Raw genomic sequence first — 21,749 nt, forward strand, 5'->3', positions numbered from 1 at the left:
CATGAACGCCGTGAGCACAGCACGCCCCGCCGCGCCTCCGGTCGCGCCGCCCGACGGCGTGGGCGCGCCCCGGGCGGGGCAGGACGGACCGGCCGACCTGCGCCTGGTGCCGCCCGCGGTGGCGACCTGGCTCGCCGCCGTCATCGCGTTGAACGCACCCGGCCGCTGGGTGGCCGTCGGCGCCGGGGTCTGTCTCGTCGCCGCCCTGGCCCTGTGCGTCGCACACCGCGCGGCGCCGGGCGGGATGAGACGGGGCGTCGGCACCGCCGCGGTGGCGGCCGCGACGCTGCTGTGCGCCTGCGCCGCCGCGGGCGTGGCGGCACTGGGCGTGGCGGGCCTGCATCGGGGGCCGATCCCGTCGCTCGCCGCCCAACAGGCCCGTGCCACCGTCGAGTTGACGCTCACCAGTGACCCCCGAGCGGTAACCCCGCGGGCACGTGGTTCGACGCCCGCCCCGCTGTCCGTCATCGCGGAGGGCGAGGCGTCGCGCGTCACCTCGCGGGGCACCACCACCGCCGTGCGCACCCCCGTGCTGCTCATCGCCCAGCCCGGGGACAGCGCCCAGGCATGGCTGGGGCTGCTGCCGTCCACCGTCCTCACCCTGGACGGCCAACTCGCCCCCACCACCAGACAGGCCGACCGCAGCGCCGCCGTCCTCCAGGTGCACGGCCCGCCGACCGTCACCCGGCCGCCGTCGGCGGTCCAGCGGCTGGCCGGAGCGCTGCGCGCGGGATTGCGGGACGCGACCGACCAACTGTCGCCGGACGCCCGCGCGTTGATCCCCGGCCTGGTGGTCGGAGACACCTCCCGCGTGCCGCCCGACCTGCAGGAGGCCTTCGCCGCCACCGACCTGACCCATTTGCTGGCGGTCAGCGGTGCCAATCTGACCGTGATCCTCGCCCTGCTGATCGGCCCGCCCTCACTGGCGGTACGCGCGGAACGCCGGGGCATCGCCGCCAGACTGGGCCTGTCGCTGCGGCTCACCGCACTCCTCGGCGGGGCGCTGACCGTCGGCTTCGTGGTGCTGTGCCGACCGGATCCGAGCGTGCTGCGAGCCGCCGTCTGCGGTCTGATCACGCTCCTGGCGATCGGTACGGGACGGCGGCGCGCCCTGCTGCCCGCGCTGGCCGCCGCCGTCATCGCCCTGGTCCTCTACGACCCGTGGCTGGCCCGCTCCTATGGCTTCGCGCTGTCGGTGCTGGCCACGGCCGGGCTGCTGACCTTGGCCCCGGGGTGGAGCGCCGCGCTGCGGCGGCGCGGTGTTCCGGCGCATCCGGCGGAGGCCGTGGCGGCCGCCGCGGCCGCGCAGGTGCTGTGCGCACCGCTGGTCGCCGTGCTCGCCGCGCACATCAGCCTGGTCGCCATCCCGTGCAACCTGCTGGCCGAGTTGGCGGTGCCGCCAGCCACCGTGTTGGGCTTCGCCGCCCTGGTGGCGGCGCCGGTGTCGATGTTCGCCGCCAAATGCCTTGCGTGGCTGGCGGGTTGGCCGGTGGTGTGGATCGGCGTGGTCGCCCGTAAGGGCGCCGCACTGCCGGGGGCGGCGCTGGACTGGCCCGGTGGCTGGACGGGCGGACTGCTGCTGGCCGCCCTCACCGCCGTGGGGCTGCTGCTCGCCCGGCGTATCGCCCGCCACCCGTGGGTCTGCGCCGCGCTGGCGGCACTGCTGCTGGTCGCGGTGCTCGCGCCCGCCCCGCTCACCCGGCTGGCCACCGGCTGGCCGCCCGCGGGGTGGCGGATGGCGGCGTGCGACGTCGGGCAGGGGGACGCGTTGGTGCTCAACTCCGGTGACGGTGACGGCTCAGCGGTGGTGGTCGACACCGGTCCCGAGCCGATGCTGGTCGACCGGTGCCTGAAGTCCCTTGGCGTGACCACGATTCCGCTGCTGGTCCTCACCCACTTCCACGCCGACCACGTCGCCGGGCTCCCCGGCGTCCTGGCCGGTCGCAGCGTGGGCGCGATCGAGACCACGACCGTGGACGCGCCGCCCGGCGAAGCCGCCTCGGTACGCCGCCGCGCCGAGGCGGCACACATCCCGGTGCTGCGCGCGACAGAGGGGGAGCGGCGCCAACTCGGCCGCCTGGACTGGCAGATCCTCTGGCCACCAGAGCCGCGAACCGCCCTGCCAGCCGCCGACCCCAACGACTCCAGCGTCACCCTGCTGGTCAGAACCGCGGGCCTCACCCTGATACTCCTGGGCGACCTGGAGCCCCCGGCCCAGCGCGAGCTGCTGGCCCGCCACCCCGATCTCCCGCCGGTCGACGTCCTCAAGGTCGCCCACCACGGCTCCTCCCACCAGGACCCCGCCCTCCTGGCCCAGCTGCACCCCCGCCTGGCCCTCATCTCGTGCGGCACGGGCAACAGGTACGGCCACCCCTCACCTCACACCCTGACCACCCTGCACACCGAAGGCGCCACGGTCCTGCGCACTGACACCGACGGCCCGATCGCCATCACGGGGGGCAACGGAGAGGAGATGGGCGCGAGCCTTGCGAGGGCGTCGATATGGGAGTGAGCGCCGCCCTGAAGGGGCGCGGGGCAGTGTTCATGTGCGGCTCCGCCGCGTGGGCGCGACAAGCCACAACGGTGCCGCAAACGATCGACCGGCACATCGCCGCGCTCCCAGCGGAGCCTTTACTCCTCCTCGCGCCAGCCGTCGTACTCCTCGGCGAGGGCGTCGAGGGCGGTGGAGTCGAGGTCGCCCTCGGTGTCCTCGATGATGACCAGCCACTGGGCGTCCTCGGCGTCGTCCTCGCCCGCCAGGGCCTCCCGTACCAGTTGCGGCTCCTGCTCCAGGCCGAAGCGCTCCGCCACCTCTTCGGCCACCTCCTCCGCCGCGTCGCGATCGGGGAGTACCAGCACATGTCGAACAATGCTCACGGCGACATTGTCGGGTACGGCCTGAGCGGGGTTTCCGGCAGGTGTGGGGTGGACTGTCAGTGGCCCGTGGGATGCTGGACCGCGATGGCAAAGAAGACGTCGACCGATGACCCACTCGCCCCTGTCACGCTCGCCGTGGGGCAGGAGGACCTGCTGATCGACCGTGCCGTGGCACAGGTCGTCGCGGCCGCCCGAGCCGCTGACCCCGACACCGACGTACGGGAGTTGGCCCCGGACGCGCTGCAGCCCGGCACGCTCGCCGAGCTGGTCAGCCCGTCGCTGTTCGCGGAGCGCAAGGTCGTCGTGGTGCGCGCGGCACAGGACCTGTCGGCGGACACGGTCAAGGACGTCAAGGCGTATCTCGCCGCGCCCGCCGAGGAGATCACGCTGGTCCTGGTGCACGCGGGCGGTGCCAAGGGCAAGGGCCTGCTGGACGCCGCCCGCAAGGCCGGAGCGCGCGAGGTCGCCTGCCCGAAGATGACCAAGCCCGCTGACCGGTTGGCCTTCGTCCGGGGCGAGTTCCGCACCGCGGGCCGGTCCGCGACCCCGGAGGCGTGCCAGTCGCTGGTCGACGCCATCGGCAGCGACCTGCGTGAACTGGCCTCCGCCTGCGCGCAACTGGCCGCCGATGTGGACGGCACCATCGACGAGGCGGTGGTCGCCCGCTACTACACCGGGCGCGCCGAGGCCACCGGCTTCGAGGTCGCCGACCTCGCCGTCACCGGCCGTACCGCGGAAGCCCTGGAGCGGCTGCGGTGGGCGCTCGCGGTGGGCCAGCCGTTGCCCGGCATCACCTTCGCGCTCGCCTCCGGGGTGCGGGCGATCGGCAAGCTGGCCACCGCTCCACGCGGCGCCCGCCCCGGCGATCTGGCCCGTGAGCTGGGTATGCCGCCGTGGAAGATCGACCGGGTGCGGCAGCAGATGCGCGGCTGGTCCGGCGACGGAGTGGCGGCCGCCCTCCAAGCGGTCGCCGAGGCCGACGCCGCCGTGAAGGGCGCGGCCGCCGACCCGGCGTACGCGTTGGAGAAGGCGGTCGTCACCATCGCCCGCGCCGCCCGCTCCCGGCGCTGAGCGCTCCGCTGGGAGTGCGGCGATGTGCCGTCGACGTCCGCGGCGCCATCGCGGCTGGTCGCGCCCACGCGGCGGAGCCGCACATGAACACTGCCCCGCGCCCCTTTAGGCGCTACCGCGCCCCCCGAGCAGCGCGAAGGCCCCGTTGCCGTCGGGGAATGACGGCAACGGGGCCTTCGGTCGTGCAGTGGTGCGCCGCACCCGCGTGGCGAACGCAGGCCGCGTGCGGCGCGTGCCGCAATGAAGCGGAGGGGGTGTCGGTGTGGAGCGGTTGAGAGGGTCCGCTTGGTTCCGTACCGACGGATCAGGCGGGGAGGCTCAGCCCTGGAGCTCCGCGACCTTCTTGGCCAGCGCCGACTTCTTGTTGGCGGCGTTGTTCTTGTGGATCACACCCTTGCTGACGGCCTTGTCGAGCTTCTTGGCGGCCTCGCGGGCGGCAACGGTGGCCTTCTCCGGGTCACCGGCGGCCACGGCCTCACGGGTGCGGCGGATCGCGGTCTTCAGCGAGGACTTGACGGCCTTGTTCCGCTGACGAGCCTTCTCGTTCGTCTTGATCCGCTTCATCTGGGACTTGATGTTCGCCACGAATAAGCCTTTTCAGGTTTGACTGAGTGAATCGACTGTGTGCCTGGGAGCGCCTCGGATTAGAGGGCACGAGGCACAGTGGTCCAGGCTACCAGCAGGTCCATACGCCTCCCAAACCGCTGTCCACCCGTCGTGCATGGGACTATGGAGGGCAACGTATCGATCCGCCCACACACGTCGACCCGTCGACCATGAGTCGAGAATCAGGACCCTGCGTGCCCGCGACCCCAACCCACGTGCCGGAGCCGAGCCGTACCGACCCGGCGCTGATCCGCAACTTCTGCATCATCGCGCACATCGACCACGGCAAGTCGACCCTCGCCGACCGGATGCTCCAGCTCACCGGTGTCGTCGAGCAGCGGCAGATGCGCGCCCAGTACCTGGACCGGATGGACATCGAGCGTGAGCGCGGCATCACGATCAAGTCCCAGGCCGTTCGGCTGCCGTGGGCCCCGACCACCGGCGACGGCGCGGGCACCACGCACGTCCTCAACATGATCGACACGCCCGGCCACGTGGACTTCACCTACGAGGTCTCCCGCTCGCTCGCCGCGTGCGAGGGCACGATCCTGCTGGTGGACGCCGCCCAGGGCATCGAGGCGCAGACCCTCGCCAACCTCTACCTGGCGCTGGAGAACGACCTCACCATCATCCCGGTGCTCAACAAGATCGACCTGCCCGCCGCCCAGCCCGAGAAGTACGCCGCCGAGCTGGCGCACATCATCGGCTGCGACCCGTCCGAGGTGCTCAAGGTGAGCGCCAAGACCGGCGTGGGCGTGGCCGAGCTGCTGGACAAGGTGGTCGCCGAGGTACCGGCGCCGGTCGGCAAGGCGGACGCCCCGGCCCGGGCGATGATCTTCGACTCGGTGTACGACTCGTACCGCGGTGTCGTCACCTATGTGAAGGTCGTCGACGGCAAGCTCTCCAGGCGCGAGCGCATCCAGATGATGTCCACCGGCGCGGCCCACGAGCTGCTGGAGATCGGCGTCTCCTCGCCGGAGATGACGGCCTCCGACGGGCTGGGCGTCGGCGAGGTGGGGTATCTGATCACCGGCGTCAAGGATGTCCGCCAGTCCAAGGTCGGTGACACCGTCACCCAGCTGCACAAGGGCGCCACCGAGCCCCTGGGTGGCTACAAGGACCCCAAGCCCATGGTCTTCTCGGGCCTGTACCCGCTGGACGGCTCGGACTACCCGGAGCTGCGCGACGCGCTGGACAAGCTCCAGCTCAACGACGCCGCCCTGGTCTACGAGCCGGAGACCTCGGCCGCGCTCGGCTTCGGTTTCCGCGTCGGCTTCCTCGGGCTGCTGCACCTGGACGTGATCCGGGAGCGCCTGGAGCGCGAGTTCGGCCTGGACCTGATCGCCACCGCGCCCAACGTGATCTACAGGGTGATCATGGAGGACGGCAGCGAGCACACCGTGACCAACCCGAGCGAGTTCCCGACCGGCAAGATCGCCGAGGTCTACGAGCCGGTGGTGCGCGCCACCGTGCTGGCGCCCAGCGAGTTCGTCGGCGCGATCATGGAGCTGTGCCAGTCCCGGCGCGGCAGCCTGCTCGGCATGGACTACCTGTCCGAGGACCGGGTCGAGCTGCGCTACACGCTGCCGCTCGCCGAGATCGTCTTCGACTTCTTCGACCAGCTGAAGTCCAAGACCCGCGGTTACGCCTCGCTCGACTATGAGCCCACCGGCGAGCAGACATCCGAGCTGGTCAAGGTGGACATCCTGCTGCATGGCGACAAGGTGGACGCCTTCTCCGCGATCCTGCACAAGGACAAGGCGTACGCGTACGGCGTGCGGATGGCGGGCAAGCTGCGCGAGCTGATCCCGCGGCAGCAGTTCGAGGTGCCGATCCAGGCCGCCATCGGCAGCCGGGTCATCGCCCGCGAGACGGTGCGCGCGATCCGCAAGGACGTGCTCGCCAAGTGCTACGGCGGTGACATCTCGCGCAAGCGGAAGCTGCTGGAGAAGCAGAAGGAAGGCAAGAAGCGGATGAAGATGGTCGGCGCCGTCGAGGTGCCGCAGGAGGCCTTCATCGCCGCGCTGTCCACCGACGAGGGCGACAGCAAGAGCAAGAAGTAACCCCCGTCAGTGCTCGTCAGGGCCTGCCCGCCGCCCGGGCAGGCCCTCGTCCCACTCGTACGCCGTATTCGCACCGTAACGGCCGGGCCGCCAATCCGTTACGCACGGTGGCAGCGGCGCGACAGCGCGGCGCGAGAGAAGGGACTGCACTGTGAGTGACTCCTCGGTTGCCAGGCGGGCGATCTTCGTAGCGGCGGCCTCAGCGCTGGCAGTCGGGGTGGTGTCGCCGACGGCGTTCGCCGACGACCCCAACCGCTTCGACGAGGGCCATCTGAACCTCAACAACGGCGCGTCCTGCGCCACCAAGGACGCCACCGAGATCGGCTGGACCCTGCTGTCCACCGGTCGTCTGCCCAAGGCGTTCAACGACACCCGGGTCACCCGCGGCAGTGACGCCGTCAACGAGCTGTGCCACGCGGTCGACTCACCGCCACCCGGCCAGGCCTCCGGCCCCAACCATCAGCCGCAGGGACTGTTCGCCCTCGCCCAGCACCGGACGCAGGGGCTGCGCCAGCACCTCCCGCAGGGCGTCGCCCAGCACGCCTCCAAGAAGCTACTCGGCGGCCTGCCGGTCGGCGGGGTGACCGTCAGCCGCCACTGACCCCTTCGCCCACAGGCCCGGCGTGTCCGAGGGCCCGGCGCCGACGCGCCGGGCCTTTCGCACGCACACATTCGGCAGGCCTTTTCCGCGCTGGCCCGTTTTAACGGGTTGGCGCGACTTAATGGCACCGGCCCCATTTTCCATGCATCGCGCAGCTATCCCGGTGGTCACGGATTGAATGAAGCATCCCGCAGACCCTTACGTGCCGGGTGCATGGCGTCTAACCTGATCCCTGCTCGAAGGTTACCGATGAGTCACAAGCAATGACCTGGCATTGACGCGGGCCCCGGAGGTTGTCGTGACCGAAACACAGGCATCGATCGAGAGTCGGCCGCCGTCCGTGGCCCATCTCTTCCTCCAGCGGGTCGAGGCAACCCCGGACACAGAGGCGTACCGCCATCCGCTGCCCAGTGAAGGCGGCGGGCCCGAGCAGTGGCACTCGCTGAGCTGGGCGCAGGCCGCGCAGCGGGTGTACGCGATCGCCGCCGGGCTGATCGACCTCGGGGTGCACCCGGAGGAGCGGGTCGCGATCGCCGCCAACACCCGGATCGAGTGGATACTGGCCGACCTCGGGGTGCTGTGCGCGGGCGCCGCCACCACCACCATCTACCCCAGCACCAACGCCGAGGAGTCCGGCTTCATCCTCGCCGACTCCGGCAGCCGGGTGCTGATCGCCGAGGACGCCGCCCAACTGGCCAAGGCACGTGAACGCCGCGCAGAACTGCCCGCGTTGAGCCATGTCGTGGTGATCGACCCCACCGGCGTGCCGGACGGCGACGGCGACTGGGTGCTCACCCTGGAGGAGCTGGAACGGCGCGGCGCCGCCTACCTCGACAAGCACCCGGAGGCGGTCAGGAAGGCGGTCGACGGAATCACCTCTGACCAGCTCGCCACCCTCATCTACACCTCGGGCACCACCGGTCGGCCCAAGGGCGTACGCCTCCCGCAGGACGCCTGGTCGTACATGGCCAAGGCCATCGCCTCCACCGGCCTGCTCGGCCCCGAGGACGTGCAGTACCTGTGGCTGCCGCTCGCGCACGTCTTCGGCAAGGTGCTCACCGCGGGCCACATCGAGCTGGGGCACGTGATCGCGGTGGACGGCCGGGTGGACAAGATCATCGAAAATCTGCCGGTGGTCCAGCCGACCTACATGGCGGCCGTGCCGCGCATCTTCGAGAAGGTCTACAACGGCGTGGCGGCCAAGGCCCGGGCGGGCGGTGCCGCCAAGTACAAGATCTTCCAGTGGGCGGCCGAGGTCGCCCGCGAGTACGCCAGGACCTCCCAGGAGAACCGCCGGGCGAGCGGCAACCCCTCGGTGCCGTTCGGCCTGGCCGCCAAGCACGCCATCGCCGACAAGCTGGTCTACGCCAAGATCCGGGAGGCCTTCGGCGGCCGCCTGCGGGCCTGCGTCTCCGGTTCGGCCGCGCTCGCCCCGGAGATCGGCTACTTCTTCTCCGGCGCTGGCATCCACATCCTGGAGGGCTACGGCCTCACCGAGTCCAGTGCCGCCAGCTTCGTCAACCCCGGCGAGAACTACCGCACCGGCACCGTCGGCAAGCCGCTGCCCGGCACCGAGGTGCGGATCGCGGAGGACGGCGAGATCCTGCTGCGCGGCCCCGGCATCATGCAGGGCTACCACGGCCTGCCGGAGAAGACCGAGGAGGTGCTGGAACCGGACGGCTGGTTCCACACCGGTGACATCGGCGAACTGTCCGATGACGGCTTCCTGCGGATCACCGACCGCAAGAAGGACCTGATCAAGACCTCCGGCGGCAAGTACATCTCGCCCGCCGAGGTCGAGGGCCAGTTCAAGGCGGCCTGTCCGTTCGTGAGCAACGTGCTGGTGATCGGCGCCAACCGCAACTTCTGCACCGCGCTGATCGCGCTCGACGAGCCCACCATCATGGGCTGGGCCAAGGAGCACGACCTGGCGGGCCGCAGCTACCCGGAGGTCGTCGCCGCCCCGCAGACCAGGGAACTGGTCGAGGGCTATGTGAAGCGGATCAACGAGGGCCTGCAACGCTGGCAGACGATCAAGAAGTTCCGTCTGCTGCCGCGCGACCTGACCGTCGAGCACGGCGAGCTGACCCCGAGCCTGAAGCTCAAGCGCCCTGTGGTGGAACGGGAGTTCAAGGACCTCATCGACGAGATGTACGCGGGCACCCGCGAGGCGTAGCGGGCGGACCCCTGCGCTCCGGTAAGCCCGCGTTCCGCGTGAGAGACCACCGCCGCGATGGTGAGCGACCAGGACGGCGGTGATCGGCGGTCTGAACACAGCGCACCGGGCGAAGCCCTACCGGCCCCGAAGGGGCACGGCACCCGGTGCGCCCGACGCCGCCCAGCGGGGTTCGATCTGGCATACGGGACAATGTCCGTATGCCATCCGTACTGCCCGACGGCGAGCCCGTACCGCACGACGGCTCGCTGCCCGCCGATGCCCTGGCGGGCGCGGCCGACCGGCCGCTGGGCTTCTACCTGCACGTGCCCTACTGCGCGACCCGCTGCGGGTACTGCGACTTCAACACCTACACCGCGAACGAGCTGCGGGGTTCCGGCGGTGCGCTCGCCTCGCGGGACAACTACGCGCAGACGCTGGTCGAAGAGGTCAGGCTGGCCCGCAAGGTGCTGGGCGATGATCCGCGCCCGGTGGAGACGGTGTTCGTCGGCGGCGGCACCCCGACCCTGCTGCGGGCCGCCGACCTGGGGCGGATGCTGGCCGCGATCCGCGAGGAGTTCGGGCTGGCGGACGGCGCCGAGATCACCACGGAAGCCAATCCGGAATCCGTTGATCCGGAGTATCTGGGCGAGCTGCGGGCGAGCGGCTTCAACCGGGTCTCGTTCGGCATGCAGAGCGCCCGGCAGCACGTGCTGAAGATCCTGGACCGCACCCACACGCCGGGACGGCCGGAGGCGTGCGTCGGCGAGGCGCGGGCCGCCGGTTTCGAGCACGTCAACCTCGACCTGATCTACGGCACGCCCGGTGAGAGCGACGAGGACTGGCAGGCGTCACTGGACGCGGCGATCGCGGCCGGTCCTGATCATGTGTCCGCCTACGCGCTGATCGTCGAGGAGGGCACCCAGCTGGCCCGGAGGATCCGCCGCGGCGAGATCCCGATGACCGACGACGACGTACACGCCGACCGCTACCTGATGGCCGAGGAGACGCTCTCCCGTGCCGGGTTCGGCTGGTACGAGGTGTCGAACTGGGCGACCTCGCAGCCCGGCCGCTGCCGCCACAACGAGCTGTACTGGCGCGGCGCCGACTGGTGGGGCGCGGGCCCCGGCGCCCACAGCCACGTGGGCGGCGTGCGGTGGTGGAACGTCAAGCACCCCGGCGCGTACGCGCAGGCGCTGGCCGAGGGGCGGTCGCCCGGGGCCGGGCGCGAGATCCTTTCGGCGGAGGACCGCCGGGTGGAGCGGATCCTGCTGGAGCTGCGGCTCTCCGACGGCTGCCCCCTGGACCTGTTGGCCCCGGCGGGGGCGCGGGCGGCGGCCAGGCACGTCGCCGACGGGTTGCTGGAGGCGGGGCCGTACGAGGCAGGGCGAGCGGTGCTCACCCTGCGGGGGCGGCTGCTGGCGGACGCGGTGGTGCGGGATCTGGTGGACTGATCAGGCTGCGGCCTCAAGCGAGGTCCGTGCCCATCGACGCCCTCGGCGTCCAACTGGAGACGGGCCGGTTCCAGCGCCTCAGCTGACCCCCACCGTCACAAAGTCGATCAACTCCTCCACCCTGCCCAGCAGTTCCGGCTGGAGATCCTTGTACGACCGCACCGAGCCCAGGATGCGCTGCCACGCCGCGCCCGTGTTCTGCGGCCAGCCCAGCGCCCGGCACACGCCCGTCTTCCAGTCCTGCCCGTGCGGTACCTTCGGCCAGTCGGGGATGCCGACGGAGGACGGTCTCACCGCCTCCCAGACGTCGATGTACGGGTGACCGACCACCAGGACGTCGTCGCCGCTCACCTGTTCCGCGATGCGGGACTCCTTGGAGCCGGGCACCAAGTGGTCCACCAGAACACCCAGCCGGGCGTCAGGGCCGGGGGCGAACTCCGCGACGATGGACGGGAGATCGTCGATGCCCTCGAGGTACTCCACCACCACGCCCTCGACGCGCAGGTCATCGCCCCACACCCGCTCCACCAACTCGGCGTCGTGGCGCCCCTCCACATAGATGCGCCCCGCCCGGGCCACCCGCGCCCTGGCGCCCGGAACCGCTATCGAACCGGAAGCCGTGAGCCTGGGCCCGCGAGGCGCCGCCACGGCGGCCGGGCGGACCAGGGTCACCACCTTGCCGTCGAGCAGGAAGCCGCGCGGTTCCATGGGGAAGACCCGGTGCTTGCCGAAGCGGTCCTCCAGGGTCACCGTGTGGCCCTGCGCGGTCTTCTCACAGCGCACCACCGCACCGCAGAAGCCGCTGGCGACCTCCTCCACCACCAGGTCCGGCTCCGCCGCCACCTCGGGCGCGGGCTTGCTCCGCTTCCAGGGCGGGGTCAGGTCCGGGCCGTAACTCCTGCTGCGCATACGCCAGATGGTATCCGCGCCCGGTCACGCCCCCTCGAAACGCCGGGCGAGCGCGTCGCGTTGGCGGCGGACGAACCGGGCGTCCACCGTCGCGCCGTGCCCGGGGACGTACAGCGCGGTCTCACCGCCCACTTCCAGCAGCCGGTCCAGCGTTCGCGGCCACTCGCCCGGTACCGCGTCCGGACCGGCCTGCGGTTCGCCGGACTCCTCCACCAGGTCGCCGCAGAACACCACGCTGGGGGTGCCCGGGACGACCACCGCCAGGTCGTGGTCGGTGTGCCCGCGCCCGGGGTGCACCAGTAGCACCTCACGGTCGCCCAGGTCGATCTCGTACCAGTTGTCGACCAGATGGCCGGGCCGCACCAGCGCCGCACTCGCCTCGGCGGCCTCCCGCGGGTCCGTCCCGTGCCGTACCGCGTCGGCCCTCAGCGCCTCGCGCTCCCGTTCCAGATAGCCGTCCAGCGCCATGTCCCCGTACACCTGGGCGCCGGGGAAGGCCGCGGTGCCGAAGACGTGGTCGAAGTGGCCGTGGGTGAGCGCGACATGGCCGACCGGGCGACCGGTCAACTCCCTCAGCTGCTGGTTCAGCTGCGCGCCGGTGCGCACCGTGGACCCGGTGTCGATCACCAGCACGTCGTCGGTGCCCACCACCACGCCGATCGTCACGTCGAGGAACGGCAGTCGGCGCCGGGCGACCCCCGGTGCGAGCCGTTCCCACACCTCGCCGCCCGCGGCCGCGCGCGACGCGTTGCCTTCCGCGTTGTCCACAGGGACGACGCTATCGGCGGGCGGTCGACGACGCTCGCGGTACCGTGGCTGACCAACTGTACCGGCGGGTTGTAACGCCAGGTCGCGGCGGCGTACGGGGCACACCCTTGCCGTCCCCTGACTACTCGGCCGTACACTGGCTGCGGGATTTCTGGCACTCGTGGCTGATGAGTGCCAGGGGGAAGTACCTGAAGGACTGAACGGCCCGCAACGGGACCACCGCTTGGAGGTGTGCGCAATGCTCAGCGAACGCAGACTCGAAGTGCTGCGCGCCATCGTCCAGGACTACGTGGGCACGGAGGAGCCGGTCGGTTCGAAGGCGCTCACCGAGCGTCATCGGCTGGGCGTCTCGCCCGCCACGGTGCGCAACGACATGGCGGTGCTGGAGGAAGAGGGCTTCATCCACCAGCCGTACACCAGCGCGGGCCGGATCCCCACCGACAAGGGCTACCGCCTCTTCGTCGACAAGCTGGCCGGGGTCAAGCCGCTGACCGCCGCCGAGCGCCGGGCGATCCAGAACTTCCTGGACGGCGCGGTGGACCTCGACGACGTGGTGGCGCGCACGGTGCGGCTGCTGGCGCAGCTCACCCGGCAGGTCGCGGTCGTGCAGTACCCGTCGCTGACCCGTTCCACGGTGCGCCATGTGGAGTTGCTCTCACTCGCCCCCGCGCGGGTGATGCTGGTGCTGATCACGGACACCGGTCGGGTCGAGCAGCGGCTGGTGGACTGCCCGGCGCCGGTCGGCGAGACCGTGCTGGCGGACCTGCGGGCCCGGCTCAACAGCCGGGTGGTGGGCCACCGCTTCTCGGACGTGCCGTCGCTGGTGCAGGACCTGGCCGAGTCCTTCGAGCACGACGACCGTCCCACGGTCTCCACCGTGCTCGCCACGCTGCTGGAGACGCTGGTCGAGGAGACCGAGGAGCGGATCATGCTCGGCGGCACCGCGAACCTGACGCGCTTCAACCATGACTTCCCCCTGACGATCCGCCCGGTCCTGGAGGCCCTGGAGGAGCAGGTGGTACTGCTCAAGCTGCTCGGCGAGGTCAAGGACTCCGGCGTGACGGTGCGCATCGGCCACGAGAACGCCCATGAGGGCCTGAGTTCCACGTCTGTCGTCGCGATGGGCTACGGTTCCGGCGACGAGGCGGTCGCCAGGCTAGGCGTGGTCGGCCCGACCCGCATGGACTACCCCGGAACGATGGGAGCGGTACGCGCAGTGGCGAGGTACGTCGGACAGATCCTGGCGGAGTCGTAAGTGGCCACGGACTATTACGCGGTCCTGGGCGTACGACGCGACGCCAGCCAGGACGAGATCAAGAAGGCGTTCCGCCGTCTCGCTCGCGAGCTGCACCCGGACGTCAACCCCGACCCGAAGACCCAGGAGCGGTTCAAGGAGATCAACGCCGCTTACGAGGTCCTCTCCGACCCGCAGAAGAAGCAGGTCTACGACCTGGGCGGGGACCCGCTGTCGGCGTCCGGCGCCGGTGCGGGCGCGGCGGGTGGCTTCGGCGCGGGCTTCGGCAACTTCAGCGACATCATGGACGCCTTCTTCGGCCAGGCGTCGCAGCGCGGGCCGCGGTCGCGGACCCGGCGCGGCCAGGACGCGATGATCCGGCTCGAAGTCGAGCTGGACGAGGCCGCGTTCGGCACCACCAAGGACATCCAGGTGGACACCGCCGTCACCTGCACCACGTGCAGCGGTGAGGGCGCCGCGCCGGGCACCTCGGCGCAGACCTGTGACATGTGCCGCGGTCGCGGTGAGGTCTCCCAGGTCACCCGGTCCTTCCTGGGCCAGGTCATGACGTCCCGGCCGTGCCCGCAGTGCCAGGGGTTCGGCACGGTCGTGCCGACGCCGTGCCCGGAGTGCGCCGGGGACGGGCGGGTCCGCTCCCGCAGGACGCTCACGGTCAAGATTCCGGCGGGCGTCGACAACGGCACGCGCATCCAGCTCGCCGGTGAGGGCGAGGTCGGCCCGGGCGGCGGCCCGGCCGGTGACCTCTACGTGGAGATCCGCGAGCTGCCGCACGCGGTGTTCCAGCGGCGCGGCGACGATCTGCACTGCACGGTGACCATTCCGATGACGGCGGCGGCGCTCGGCACCAAGGTGCCGCTGGAGACGCTGGACGGGCTGGAGGAGGTCGACATCCGGCCCGGGACGCAGTCCGGTCAGTCGATTCCGCTGCACCAGCGCGGCATCACCCATCTGCGGGGTGGCGGTCGCGGCGATCTCGTGGTGCACGTCGAGGTGCAGACGCCGACCAAGCTGGACCCGGAGCAGGAGGAGCTGCTCCGGCGGCTCGCCGCGCTGCGGGGGGAGGAGCGGCCTGCTGGCCACTTCCAGCCTGGCCAGCAGGGGTTGTTCTCGCGGCTCAAGGACGCGTTCAACGGCCGCTGACGCGGCCGTTGGGGGGTTTTGGGGTGGCGGGGCTCTCCCGCCCCCGGAACGGCCCCAAGCGGGTCGGGCGAGGCCCGCTGCGGTTCGGTAGCGCCCCGAAGGGGCGCGGGGCTGTGTTCATGTGCGGCTCCGCCGCGTGGGCGCGACCAGCCACGACGATGCCGCAGTCGACCGACGGTCCCTGCCGCACCCTCAGTGGAGCGCCCCGCAGGGGCGGTGTCACGGCGCCGTGACAGGATGTACCCATGGCCGCGTTGACCGAGCTTTCGCTTCTGCCCATCGTTCAGGCGCCGATGGCGGGTGGGGCCTCGTGCCCGCAGCTCGCGGCGGCGGTGAGTGAGGCCGGGGGACTGGGGTTCCTGGCCGCCGGGTACAAGACGCCCGAGGCGATGTACCAGGAGGTCAAGCAGCTTCGGACGCTGACCTCACGGCCGTTCGGGGTCAACCTGTTCATGCCGCAGCCGAACACCGCCGATCCGGCCGCCGTTGAGGTGTACCGGGAGCAACTCGCCGGTGAGGCAAGCTGGTACGACACCGAACTGGGCGACACCGACGCGGGCACCGACGACGCCTTCGACGCCAAGGTGGCGGTGCTCACGGATGATCCGGTTCCGGTGGTGAGCTTCACCTTCGGCTGCCCCAGCCGCGCCGTGATCGACCGGCTCGCCCGGGTCGGTACGTACACCGTGGTCACCGTCACCTCGGTCGCCGAGGCGCAGGCGGCCCAGTGGGCGGGCGCGGACGCGGTGTGCGTGCAGGGCGTCGAGGCGGGCGGTCACCAGGGCACGCACCGCGACGACCCGCAGCTGGACGGCGCCGGGGCCGGGCTGCTGTCGCTGATTCCCGCCATCCGCGAGGCGGTCCGGCTGCCGATCATCGCCGCGGGCGGCATCATGCGCGGCGGCCAGATCGCCGCGGTGCTGGCGGCGGGCGCCAGCTCGGCCCAGCTCGGCACCGCCTTCCTGGTCTGCCCGGAGTCCGGCGCCAACGTGCTGCACAAGCGCGCGCTGACCGACCCGCTGTTCACCCACACCGAGTTGACCCGGGCGTTCTCTGGCCGTCCGGCCCGTGGCCTGGTCAACCGCTTCATGCGCGAGCACGGCCCGTACGCTCCGGCCGCCTACCCGCAGGTGCACTACCTGACCGCGGGCCTGCGCAAGGCGGCCGCCGCGGCCGGTGACCCGCAGGCGATGGCGCTGTGGGCCGGACAGGGCCACCGGCTGGCCCGCGAACTGCCCGCCGCCCGGCTGGTGGACGTGCTCGGCGCCGAACTCGACGCGGCCCGCGAGCAGTTGGCGAAGGGCCGCCCATGACCGCCCCCGTCTTCCTGGTGGAACCAGGCGAGTTGACCGGTGACCGGCTCACGCTCACCGGCCCCGAGGGCCGCCACGCGGTCTCGGTGCGGCGGCTGCGGGTCGGCGAGGAGATCGTGCTGACCGACGGCGAGGGCACCGGCGCCTACGGCACGGTGGCCGCCATCGAGGGCAAGGACCGGCTGGAGGTCGCCGTCACCCGGACCCGTACCGAGCCCGCGCCCAATCCGAGGATCACCGTCGTCCAGGCGCTGCCGAAGGGCGACCGGGGCGAGTTGGCCGTCGAGACGATGACCGAGACCGGGGTCGACGCGGTGGTGCCCTGGGCCGCCGCCCGCTGCGTCACGCAGTGGAAGGGCGAGCGCGGCGCCAAGTCGCTGGCGAAGTGGCGGGCCACCGCGCGCGAGGCGGGCAAGCAGGCCAGAAGGCTGCGACTGCCGCAGGTTCGCGATCTTGTGACGACCCGTCAGGTGGCCGAGCTGCTCTCCGGCGCCGCGTTCGCCGCCGTACTGCACGAGGAGGGCAGCGCACCGCTGGCCACCGCACTGCTGCCCACCGAGGGCGACATCGTGCTGGTCGTCGGCCCGGAAGGCGGCGTCGCCCCCGACGAACTGGACGCCTTCGCGGCGGCGGGCGCCAAGCCGTACCGGCTGGGTCCCACGGTGCTGCGCACCTCCACGGCGGGGGTGGCCGCCACCGCGCTGCTGCTGGGCCGCACCGGCCGGTGGGCCTGAGCGCGGTACGGAAGCGGCTTTCCAGCGGCCGATGGCTGTTTTCCATGGGCTGACCCGCTGATAAAAGCCCAGTATTAGTGTGGCCGGTGTGACGCAGCCTTCGTACCTCAGGTATCCGCATCCGCACGGCGATCTGATCACCTTCACAGCCGAGGACGACGTCTGGGCGGCGCCGCTCGACGGCGGTCGGGCCTGGCGGGTCAGCGCGGACAACATGCCCGTACGTCATCCGTGTATCTCGCCGAACGGCGAGTACATCGCGTTCACCTCCACGCGTGACGGCGCGTCGGAGGTGTGCGTGGCACCGGTGGACGGCGGGCCGGTCAACCGGCTGACGTACTGGGGGAGTTCGCGGACCGCGGTGTGCGGTTGGACACCGGACGGCGAGATCATCGCGACCAGCGCCTACGGGCAGGCGTCGCTGCGCCGCACCTGGGCCTGGGCGGTACCGGTGGACGGCGGCCCCCCGCGCCGCCTGCCGTACGGCCCGGTCGGCGCCGTCGCCTACGGGCCGGGGGCCGCGGTACTGCTGCAGTCCGTCACCATGGGCCGGGACGCCGCCGCCTGGAAGCGCTACCGGGGCGGCACGGCGGGCAAGTTGTGGCTGGACACCGAAGGCGACGGGGAGTTCCGGCGGATCCACGCCGACCTCGACGGCAATATCGAATGCCCGATGTGGGTGGGGGACCGGATCGCGTTCCTGTCCGACCACGAAGGCACCGGAGCCCTCTACTCCAGCCTGCCCGACGGCTCCGACCTGCGGCGGCACACCCCGCTTGGCGGCTTCTACGCCCGCCAGGCAGCCACCGACGGCAGCCGCGTCGCCTACACCAGCGCGGGCCGACTCCACCTGCTGGACGACCTGTTGAGCGGCACCGAGCCGCGTCCGCTGGCCATCCGGCTCGGCGGCCAGCGCACCGATCTGCGCCCGCACCCGATCCGCGCCGCCCACCACCTCGCCGACGCGTACCCCGACCACACCGGCCGTGGCAGTGCCGTGGAGGTGCGCGGCACCATCCACTGGCTGACCCACCGCGAGGGACCGGCCCGCGCGCTCGCCGCCGAGCCCGGGGTGCGCGCCCGGCTGCCCCGCACCTTCCGGGTGGGCGGCGAGGGCGCGCCGCAGGTGGTCTGGGTGACCGACGCCGAGGGCGAGGACGCCCTGGAGTTCGCGCCCGCCACCGGTCTGCCGCCCGGCGGCACACGGCGCCGACTGGCCGCGGGCCGACTCGGCCGGGTGCTGGAGCTCGTCGTCTCCCCGGACGGCAGACGGATCGCGGTCGCCTCGCACGATGGGCGGGTGCTGCTGGTGGAACGGGAGACCGGCGAGGTGCGGGAGGTGTCGACCAGCGAGTACGGCGACGCCAGCGGCCTGGCGTTCTCGCCCGACTCCGGCTGGCTCGCCTGGTCGCAGCCAGGACCCGACCCGCTGCGGCAGCTCAGGATCGCCAACACCACCACGCTCGCCGCCGCCGACGCGACACCGCTGCGCTTCAACGACTACGCACCGGCGTTCACCTCGGACGGCAAGCACCTGGCGTTCCTGTCCGAGCGGGCCTTCGACCCGGTCTACGACGCCCATGTCTTCGACCTGTCGTTCCCCAACGCCTGCCGCCCGCACCTGATCACGCTCGCCGCCGACACCCCGTCCCCGTTCGGCCCGCAGCGCCACGGCCGTCCGCTCGGCGCGTCCTGCGAGGACAAGCCGGACGGCGACAAGCACGAGGGCGAGGGCGCGAGCGGCGAGGAGCAGCGCGCTCCGGTCACCCGGGTTGACCTGGAGGGCCTCGCCGACCGCATCGTGCCGTTCCCGGTGGAGGCCGCCCGCTACTCGGACCTGCACACCGCCAAGGACGGTGTGCTGTGGCTGCGGCACCCGCTCTCTGGGGTGCTCGGCGCGGCACTGGCCACCCCGCAGGCCCAGCCGCCAGCCACCACGCTGGAGCGCTACGACCTGCAGCGGCTGCGCTCCGAGGAACTCGCCGAGGACGTCGACGACTTCGCGGTCACCGGGGACGGCGAGCGGCTGCTGCTGATCTGCGGCGGCAAGTTGCGGCTGGTCCCGTCCGACAGCAAGGCGTCCGACGACGAGGACGGCGACAACAGCGTCACCGTCGACCTCTCCCGGGTGAGGGTGACCGTCGAACCGGCCGCCGAGTGGCGGCAGATGTACGCGGAGACCGGCCGTCTGATGCGCGACCACTTCTGGCGGCCGGACATGTCGGGGGTGGACTGGAACGGGGTACTGGACCGCTACCGTCCGGTCCTCGACCGGCTCGCCACCCACGACGACCTGGTCGACCTGCTCTGGGAGGTGCAGGGCGAACTGGGCACCTCGCACGCGTATGTCTCACCGCCGGGCGGACACGGTGACGCGCTCAGCCGCCAGGGCCTGCTCGGCGCGGACCTCTCCCGCGACCAGCACGGGGTGTGGCGCATCGACCGGGTGCTGCCCTCCGAGACCTCCGACCCGGCGGCCCGCTCACCGCTGGCGGCGCCCGGTGTCGCGGTACGCGCCGGGGACGGTGTGCTCGCGGTCAACGGCCAGCCGGTGGACCCGCTGACCGGTCCCGGTCCGCTGCTGATCGGCACCGCGGGCAAACCGGTCGAGTTGACCATCGCCCCGGCCAACTCGGCTGCCGGGGAGACCCGTTCGGTGGTCGTGGTACCGATCGCCGACGAGGAGCCGCTGCGCTACCACGACTGGGTGGCGGACCGTCGCGCCCATGTCCACCGGCAGAGCGGCGGCCGCCTCGGCTATCTGCACGTTCCCGATATGGTCGGCTCCGGCTGGGCGCAGCTGCACCGCGACCTGCGGGTGGAGGTGACCCGCGAGGGCCTGGTGGTCGACCTGCGGGAGAACCGCGGCGGCCACACCTCGCAGCTGGTGGTGGAGAAGCTGGCCCGCCGGATCGTCGGCTGGGACGTACCGCGCGGGGTGCGGCCGTCCAGTTATCCGCTGGACGCGCCGCGCGGCCCGGTGGTGGCCATCGCCAACGAGCACTCCGGCTCCGACGGCGACATCGTCAACGCCGCCATCAAGGCCCTGGGCATCGGCCCGGTGGTCGGCACCCGCACCTGGGGCGGAGTGGTCGGCATCGACTCGCGCTACGACCTGGTGGACGGTACGAGCGTCACCCAGCCCAAGTACGCGATCTGGCTTGAGGGATACGGCTGGGACGTGGAGAACCACGGCGTCGACCCTGATGTCGAGGTGGTGCCGACCCCGCAGGACTGGGTGGCGGGCCGCGACCCGCAACTGGACACCGCCATCGCGCTGGCGTTGGAGGCGCTGGCCGCCAACCCCGCGAAGACGCCGCCCGCGGTCCCGTAGGCCCGGCGCACCACCATCCCTACGGGGCGCGCCCGGTAGCATGCGCCCCGTAGGCCACACACCCGAGGGAGACCCAGCCGTGCCGGGAGAACCGCAGGCCGACTGCCTGTTCTGCAAGATCGTGCGGGGAGACGTGCCCGCGACCATTGTCCGGGAGACCGAGACGACCGTCGCGTTCCGCGACATCAACCCGCAGGCCCCCACGCACGTTCTGGTCATCCCCAAGGCCCACCACCGGGACGCGGCCAGCCTCGCCGCCGAGGCGCCGGAGCTGTGCGCGGACATACTGCGCGAGGCGGGTGCGGTCGCCGCCGACGAGAAGGTGGACGGCACCGGCTACCGCATCGTCTTCAACACCGGTTCCGGCGCGGGCCAGACGGTCTGGCACGCGCACGCCCACGTACTCGGCGGCCGCGGCTTCGAGTGGCCGCCCGGGTAACCCACCCGTCGGGCCGCCCGGGTAACCCACCCGTCCGGCCGCCCGGGTAGCCCACGCGTCACCCACCACCCTCAACGGAGGCCCTTCGGGCCGAAGGACAGTCCTTTGTCCCAAAGAGAGTTGATCGTCCTCGGCACCGCGAGCCAGGTGCCCACCCGGCACCGCAACCACAACGGCTACGTGCTGCGCTGGGACGGCGAGGGCATCCTGTTCGACCCCGGCGAAGGCACCCAGCGGCAGATGCTGCACGCCGGGGTCGCCGCGCACGACCTCACACGGATCTGCGTCACCCACTTCCACGGTGACCACTGCCTGGGGCTCGCCGGGGTCATCCAGCGGATCAACCTCGACCGCGTTCCGCATCCGATCACCGCGTACTACCCGGCCAGTGGGCAGCGCTTCTTCGAACGCCTCCGGTACGCCACCGCGTACCGGGAGACGGTACGGCTGCGCGAGCAACCCGTCGAGCGGGGCGGTGAGTTGGCCGCTACCCAGGGTTTCACGCTGTACGCCCGCGGGCTGGACCATCCCGTGGAGTCCTTCGGCTACCGGCTGGTCGAGCCGGACAGCCGCCGGATGCTGCCCGAACGGCTGGCCGCCCTGGGCATCCAGGGCCCGGACATCGGCCGCCTGCAGCGCGAGGGGGAGTTGCGCGGGGTCCTGCTGGAGGACGTCAGCGAGCCGCGGCGCGGGCAGCGGTTCGCCTTCGTGATGGACACCCGGCTGTGCAACGCCGTTTTCGCCCTGGCCGAGGACTGCGACCTGCTGGTCATCGAGTCCACGTTCCTCGACGAGGACGAGGCGTTGGCCACGGAACACGGCCACCTGACGGCCGGTCAGGCGGCGCGGGTCGCCGCGTTCTGCGGGGTGCGGCATCTTGTGCTCACGCACTTCTCACAGCGGTACCCGGACGCGGGGGTCTTCGCCCAGCAGGCGCGGGCCGCCGGTTTCACCGGCGAGTTGACGATCGCCCGGGACCTGGACCGGATCCCGGTGCCCAAGCGGGGGTAGCAACTCCGCCCGCAACCCC

Annotated in this window: 17 protein-coding genes; 13 read left to right on the forward strand and 4 right to left on the reverse strand. The window is 71.9% G+C overall.

Features of this window, described 5'->3' with window-relative positions; all coding sequences use genetic code 11:
* Position 1 precedes the first annotated feature (1 nt).
* Positions 2-2,512, forward strand: a complete 2,511-nt coding sequence (locus tag NON19_RS16375; protein WP_372514166.1) for a ComEC/Rec2 family competence protein — start codon at positions 2-4, stop codon at positions 2,510-2,512.
* Positions 2,513-2,631: 119 nt separating this feature from the next.
* Here NON19_RS16375 and NON19_RS16380 read toward each other — a convergent pair whose 3' ends face one another.
* On the reverse strand, positions 2,632-2,877 hold the full coding sequence (locus NON19_RS16380) for a hypothetical protein (RefSeq protein WP_255928742.1): 246 nt from the start codon (positions 2,875-2,877) through the stop codon (positions 2,632-2,634).
* Between the two features lie 84 nt (positions 2,878-2,961).
* On the opposite strand from NON19_RS16380, the gene holA reads away from it, so the two are divergent.
* Positions 2,962-3,948, forward strand: a complete 987-nt coding sequence (holA, locus tag NON19_RS16385) for a DNA polymerase III subunit delta (protein ID WP_255928744.1) — start codon at positions 2,962-2,964, stop codon at positions 3,946-3,948.
* A gap of 318 nt (positions 3,949-4,266) precedes the next feature.
* On the opposite strand, the gene rpsT is transcribed toward holA, so the two are convergent.
* Complete coding sequence (rpsT, locus tag NON19_RS16390) at positions 4,267-4,533, reverse strand: 30S ribosomal protein S20 (protein WP_255928746.1); 267 nt, start codon at positions 4,531-4,533, stop codon at positions 4,267-4,269.
* Between the two features lie 215 nt (positions 4,534-4,748).
* On the opposite strand from rpsT, the gene lepA reads away from it, so the two are divergent.
* The 4 genes from lepA (at position 4,749) to hemW (ending at position 10,827) form a co-directional block, all read left to right on the forward strand.
* Complete coding sequence (gene lepA, locus NON19_RS16395; RefSeq protein ID WP_255928748.1) at positions 4,749-6,617, forward strand: translation elongation factor 4; 1,869 nt, start codon at positions 4,749-4,751, stop codon at positions 6,615-6,617.
* 151 nt (positions 6,618-6,768) lie between these two features.
* Positions 6,769-7,218: a hypothetical protein gene (locus tag NON19_RS16400; RefSeq protein WP_255928750.1), complete on the forward strand. Its 450-nt coding sequence runs from the start codon at positions 6,769-6,771 to the stop codon at positions 7,216-7,218.
* A gap of 298 nt (positions 7,219-7,516) precedes the next feature.
* Complete coding sequence (locus NON19_RS16405; protein ID WP_255928752.1) at positions 7,517-9,394, forward strand: AMP-dependent synthetase/ligase; 1,878 nt, start codon at positions 7,517-7,519, stop codon at positions 9,392-9,394.
* A gap of 200 nt (positions 9,395-9,594) precedes the next feature.
* The gene (gene hemW, locus NON19_RS16410; protein ID WP_255928754.1) at positions 9,595-10,827 is read left to right on the forward strand and encodes a radical SAM family heme chaperone HemW; all 1,233 of its coding nucleotides are present in this window, start codon (positions 9,595-9,597) and stop codon (positions 10,825-10,827) included.
* A 78-nt stretch (positions 10,828-10,905) separates the two neighbouring features.
* Here the strand turns inward: hemW and NON19_RS16415 are convergent, their stop codons facing one another.
* Both NON19_RS16415 and NON19_RS16420 read right to left on the reverse strand, forming a co-directional pair.
* Entirely contained in the window at positions 10,906-11,736 is an 831-nt protein-coding gene (locus NON19_RS16415) for a DUF3097 domain-containing protein (protein WP_255928756.1), read from the reverse strand.
* 24 nt (positions 11,737-11,760) lie between these two features.
* Positions 11,761-12,504 (reverse strand): MBL fold metallo-hydrolase, encoded by a 744-nt coding sequence (locus tag NON19_RS16420; RefSeq protein ID WP_255928758.1) that lies wholly within the window; start codon positions 12,502-12,504, stop codon positions 11,761-11,763.
* A 238-nt stretch (positions 12,505-12,742) separates the two neighbouring features.
* On the opposite strand from NON19_RS16420, the gene hrcA reads away from it, so the two are divergent.
* From hrcA to NON19_RS16455, 7 genes are all read left to right on the forward strand, one after another.
* Positions 12,743-13,759, forward strand: a complete 1,017-nt coding sequence (hrcA, locus tag NON19_RS16425) for a heat-inducible transcriptional repressor HrcA (RefSeq protein WP_255928760.1) — start codon at positions 12,743-12,745, stop codon at positions 13,757-13,759.
* Positions 13,760-14,899: a molecular chaperone DnaJ gene (dnaJ, locus tag NON19_RS16430; protein ID WP_255928762.1), complete on the forward strand. Its 1,140-nt coding sequence runs from the start codon at positions 13,760-13,762 to the stop codon at positions 14,897-14,899. It begins immediately after the preceding gene.
* Positions 14,900-15,144: 245 nt separating this feature from the next.
* On the forward strand, positions 15,145-16,212 hold the full coding sequence (locus tag NON19_RS16435) for a nitronate monooxygenase (RefSeq protein WP_255928764.1): 1,068 nt from the start codon (positions 15,145-15,147) through the stop codon (positions 16,210-16,212).
* Entirely contained in the window at positions 16,209-16,946 is a 738-nt protein-coding gene (locus NON19_RS16440) for a 16S rRNA (uracil(1498)-N(3))-methyltransferase (protein ID WP_255928766.1), read from the forward strand. Before NON19_RS16435 ends, NON19_RS16440 begins: the two co-directional genes overlap by 4 nt.
* An 88-nt stretch (positions 16,947-17,034) precedes the next feature.
* Entirely contained in the window at positions 17,035-20,280 is a 3,246-nt protein-coding gene (locus tag NON19_RS16445; protein ID WP_255928768.1) for a S41 family peptidase, read from the forward strand.
* Between the two features lie 79 nt (positions 20,281-20,359).
* Positions 20,360-20,719 carry a histidine triad nucleotide-binding protein gene (locus NON19_RS16450; protein ID WP_255928770.1) on the forward strand — a complete coding sequence of 120 codons (360 nt, stop codon included), beginning with the start codon at positions 20,360-20,362 and terminating at the stop codon, positions 20,717-20,719.
* A gap of 105 nt (positions 20,720-20,824) precedes the next feature.
* Positions 20,825-21,730 carry a ribonuclease Z gene (locus NON19_RS16455; RefSeq protein ID WP_255928772.1) on the forward strand — a complete coding sequence of 302 codons (906 nt, stop codon included), beginning with the start codon at positions 20,825-20,827 and terminating at the stop codon, positions 21,728-21,730.
* Positions 21,731-21,749 lie beyond the last annotated feature (19 nt).

This window comes from Streptantibioticus rubrisoli (assembly GCF_024436055.1).
Taxonomy (GTDB): domain Bacteria; phylum Actinomycetota; class Actinomycetes; order Streptomycetales; family Streptomycetaceae; genus Streptantibioticus_A; species Streptantibioticus_A rubrisoli.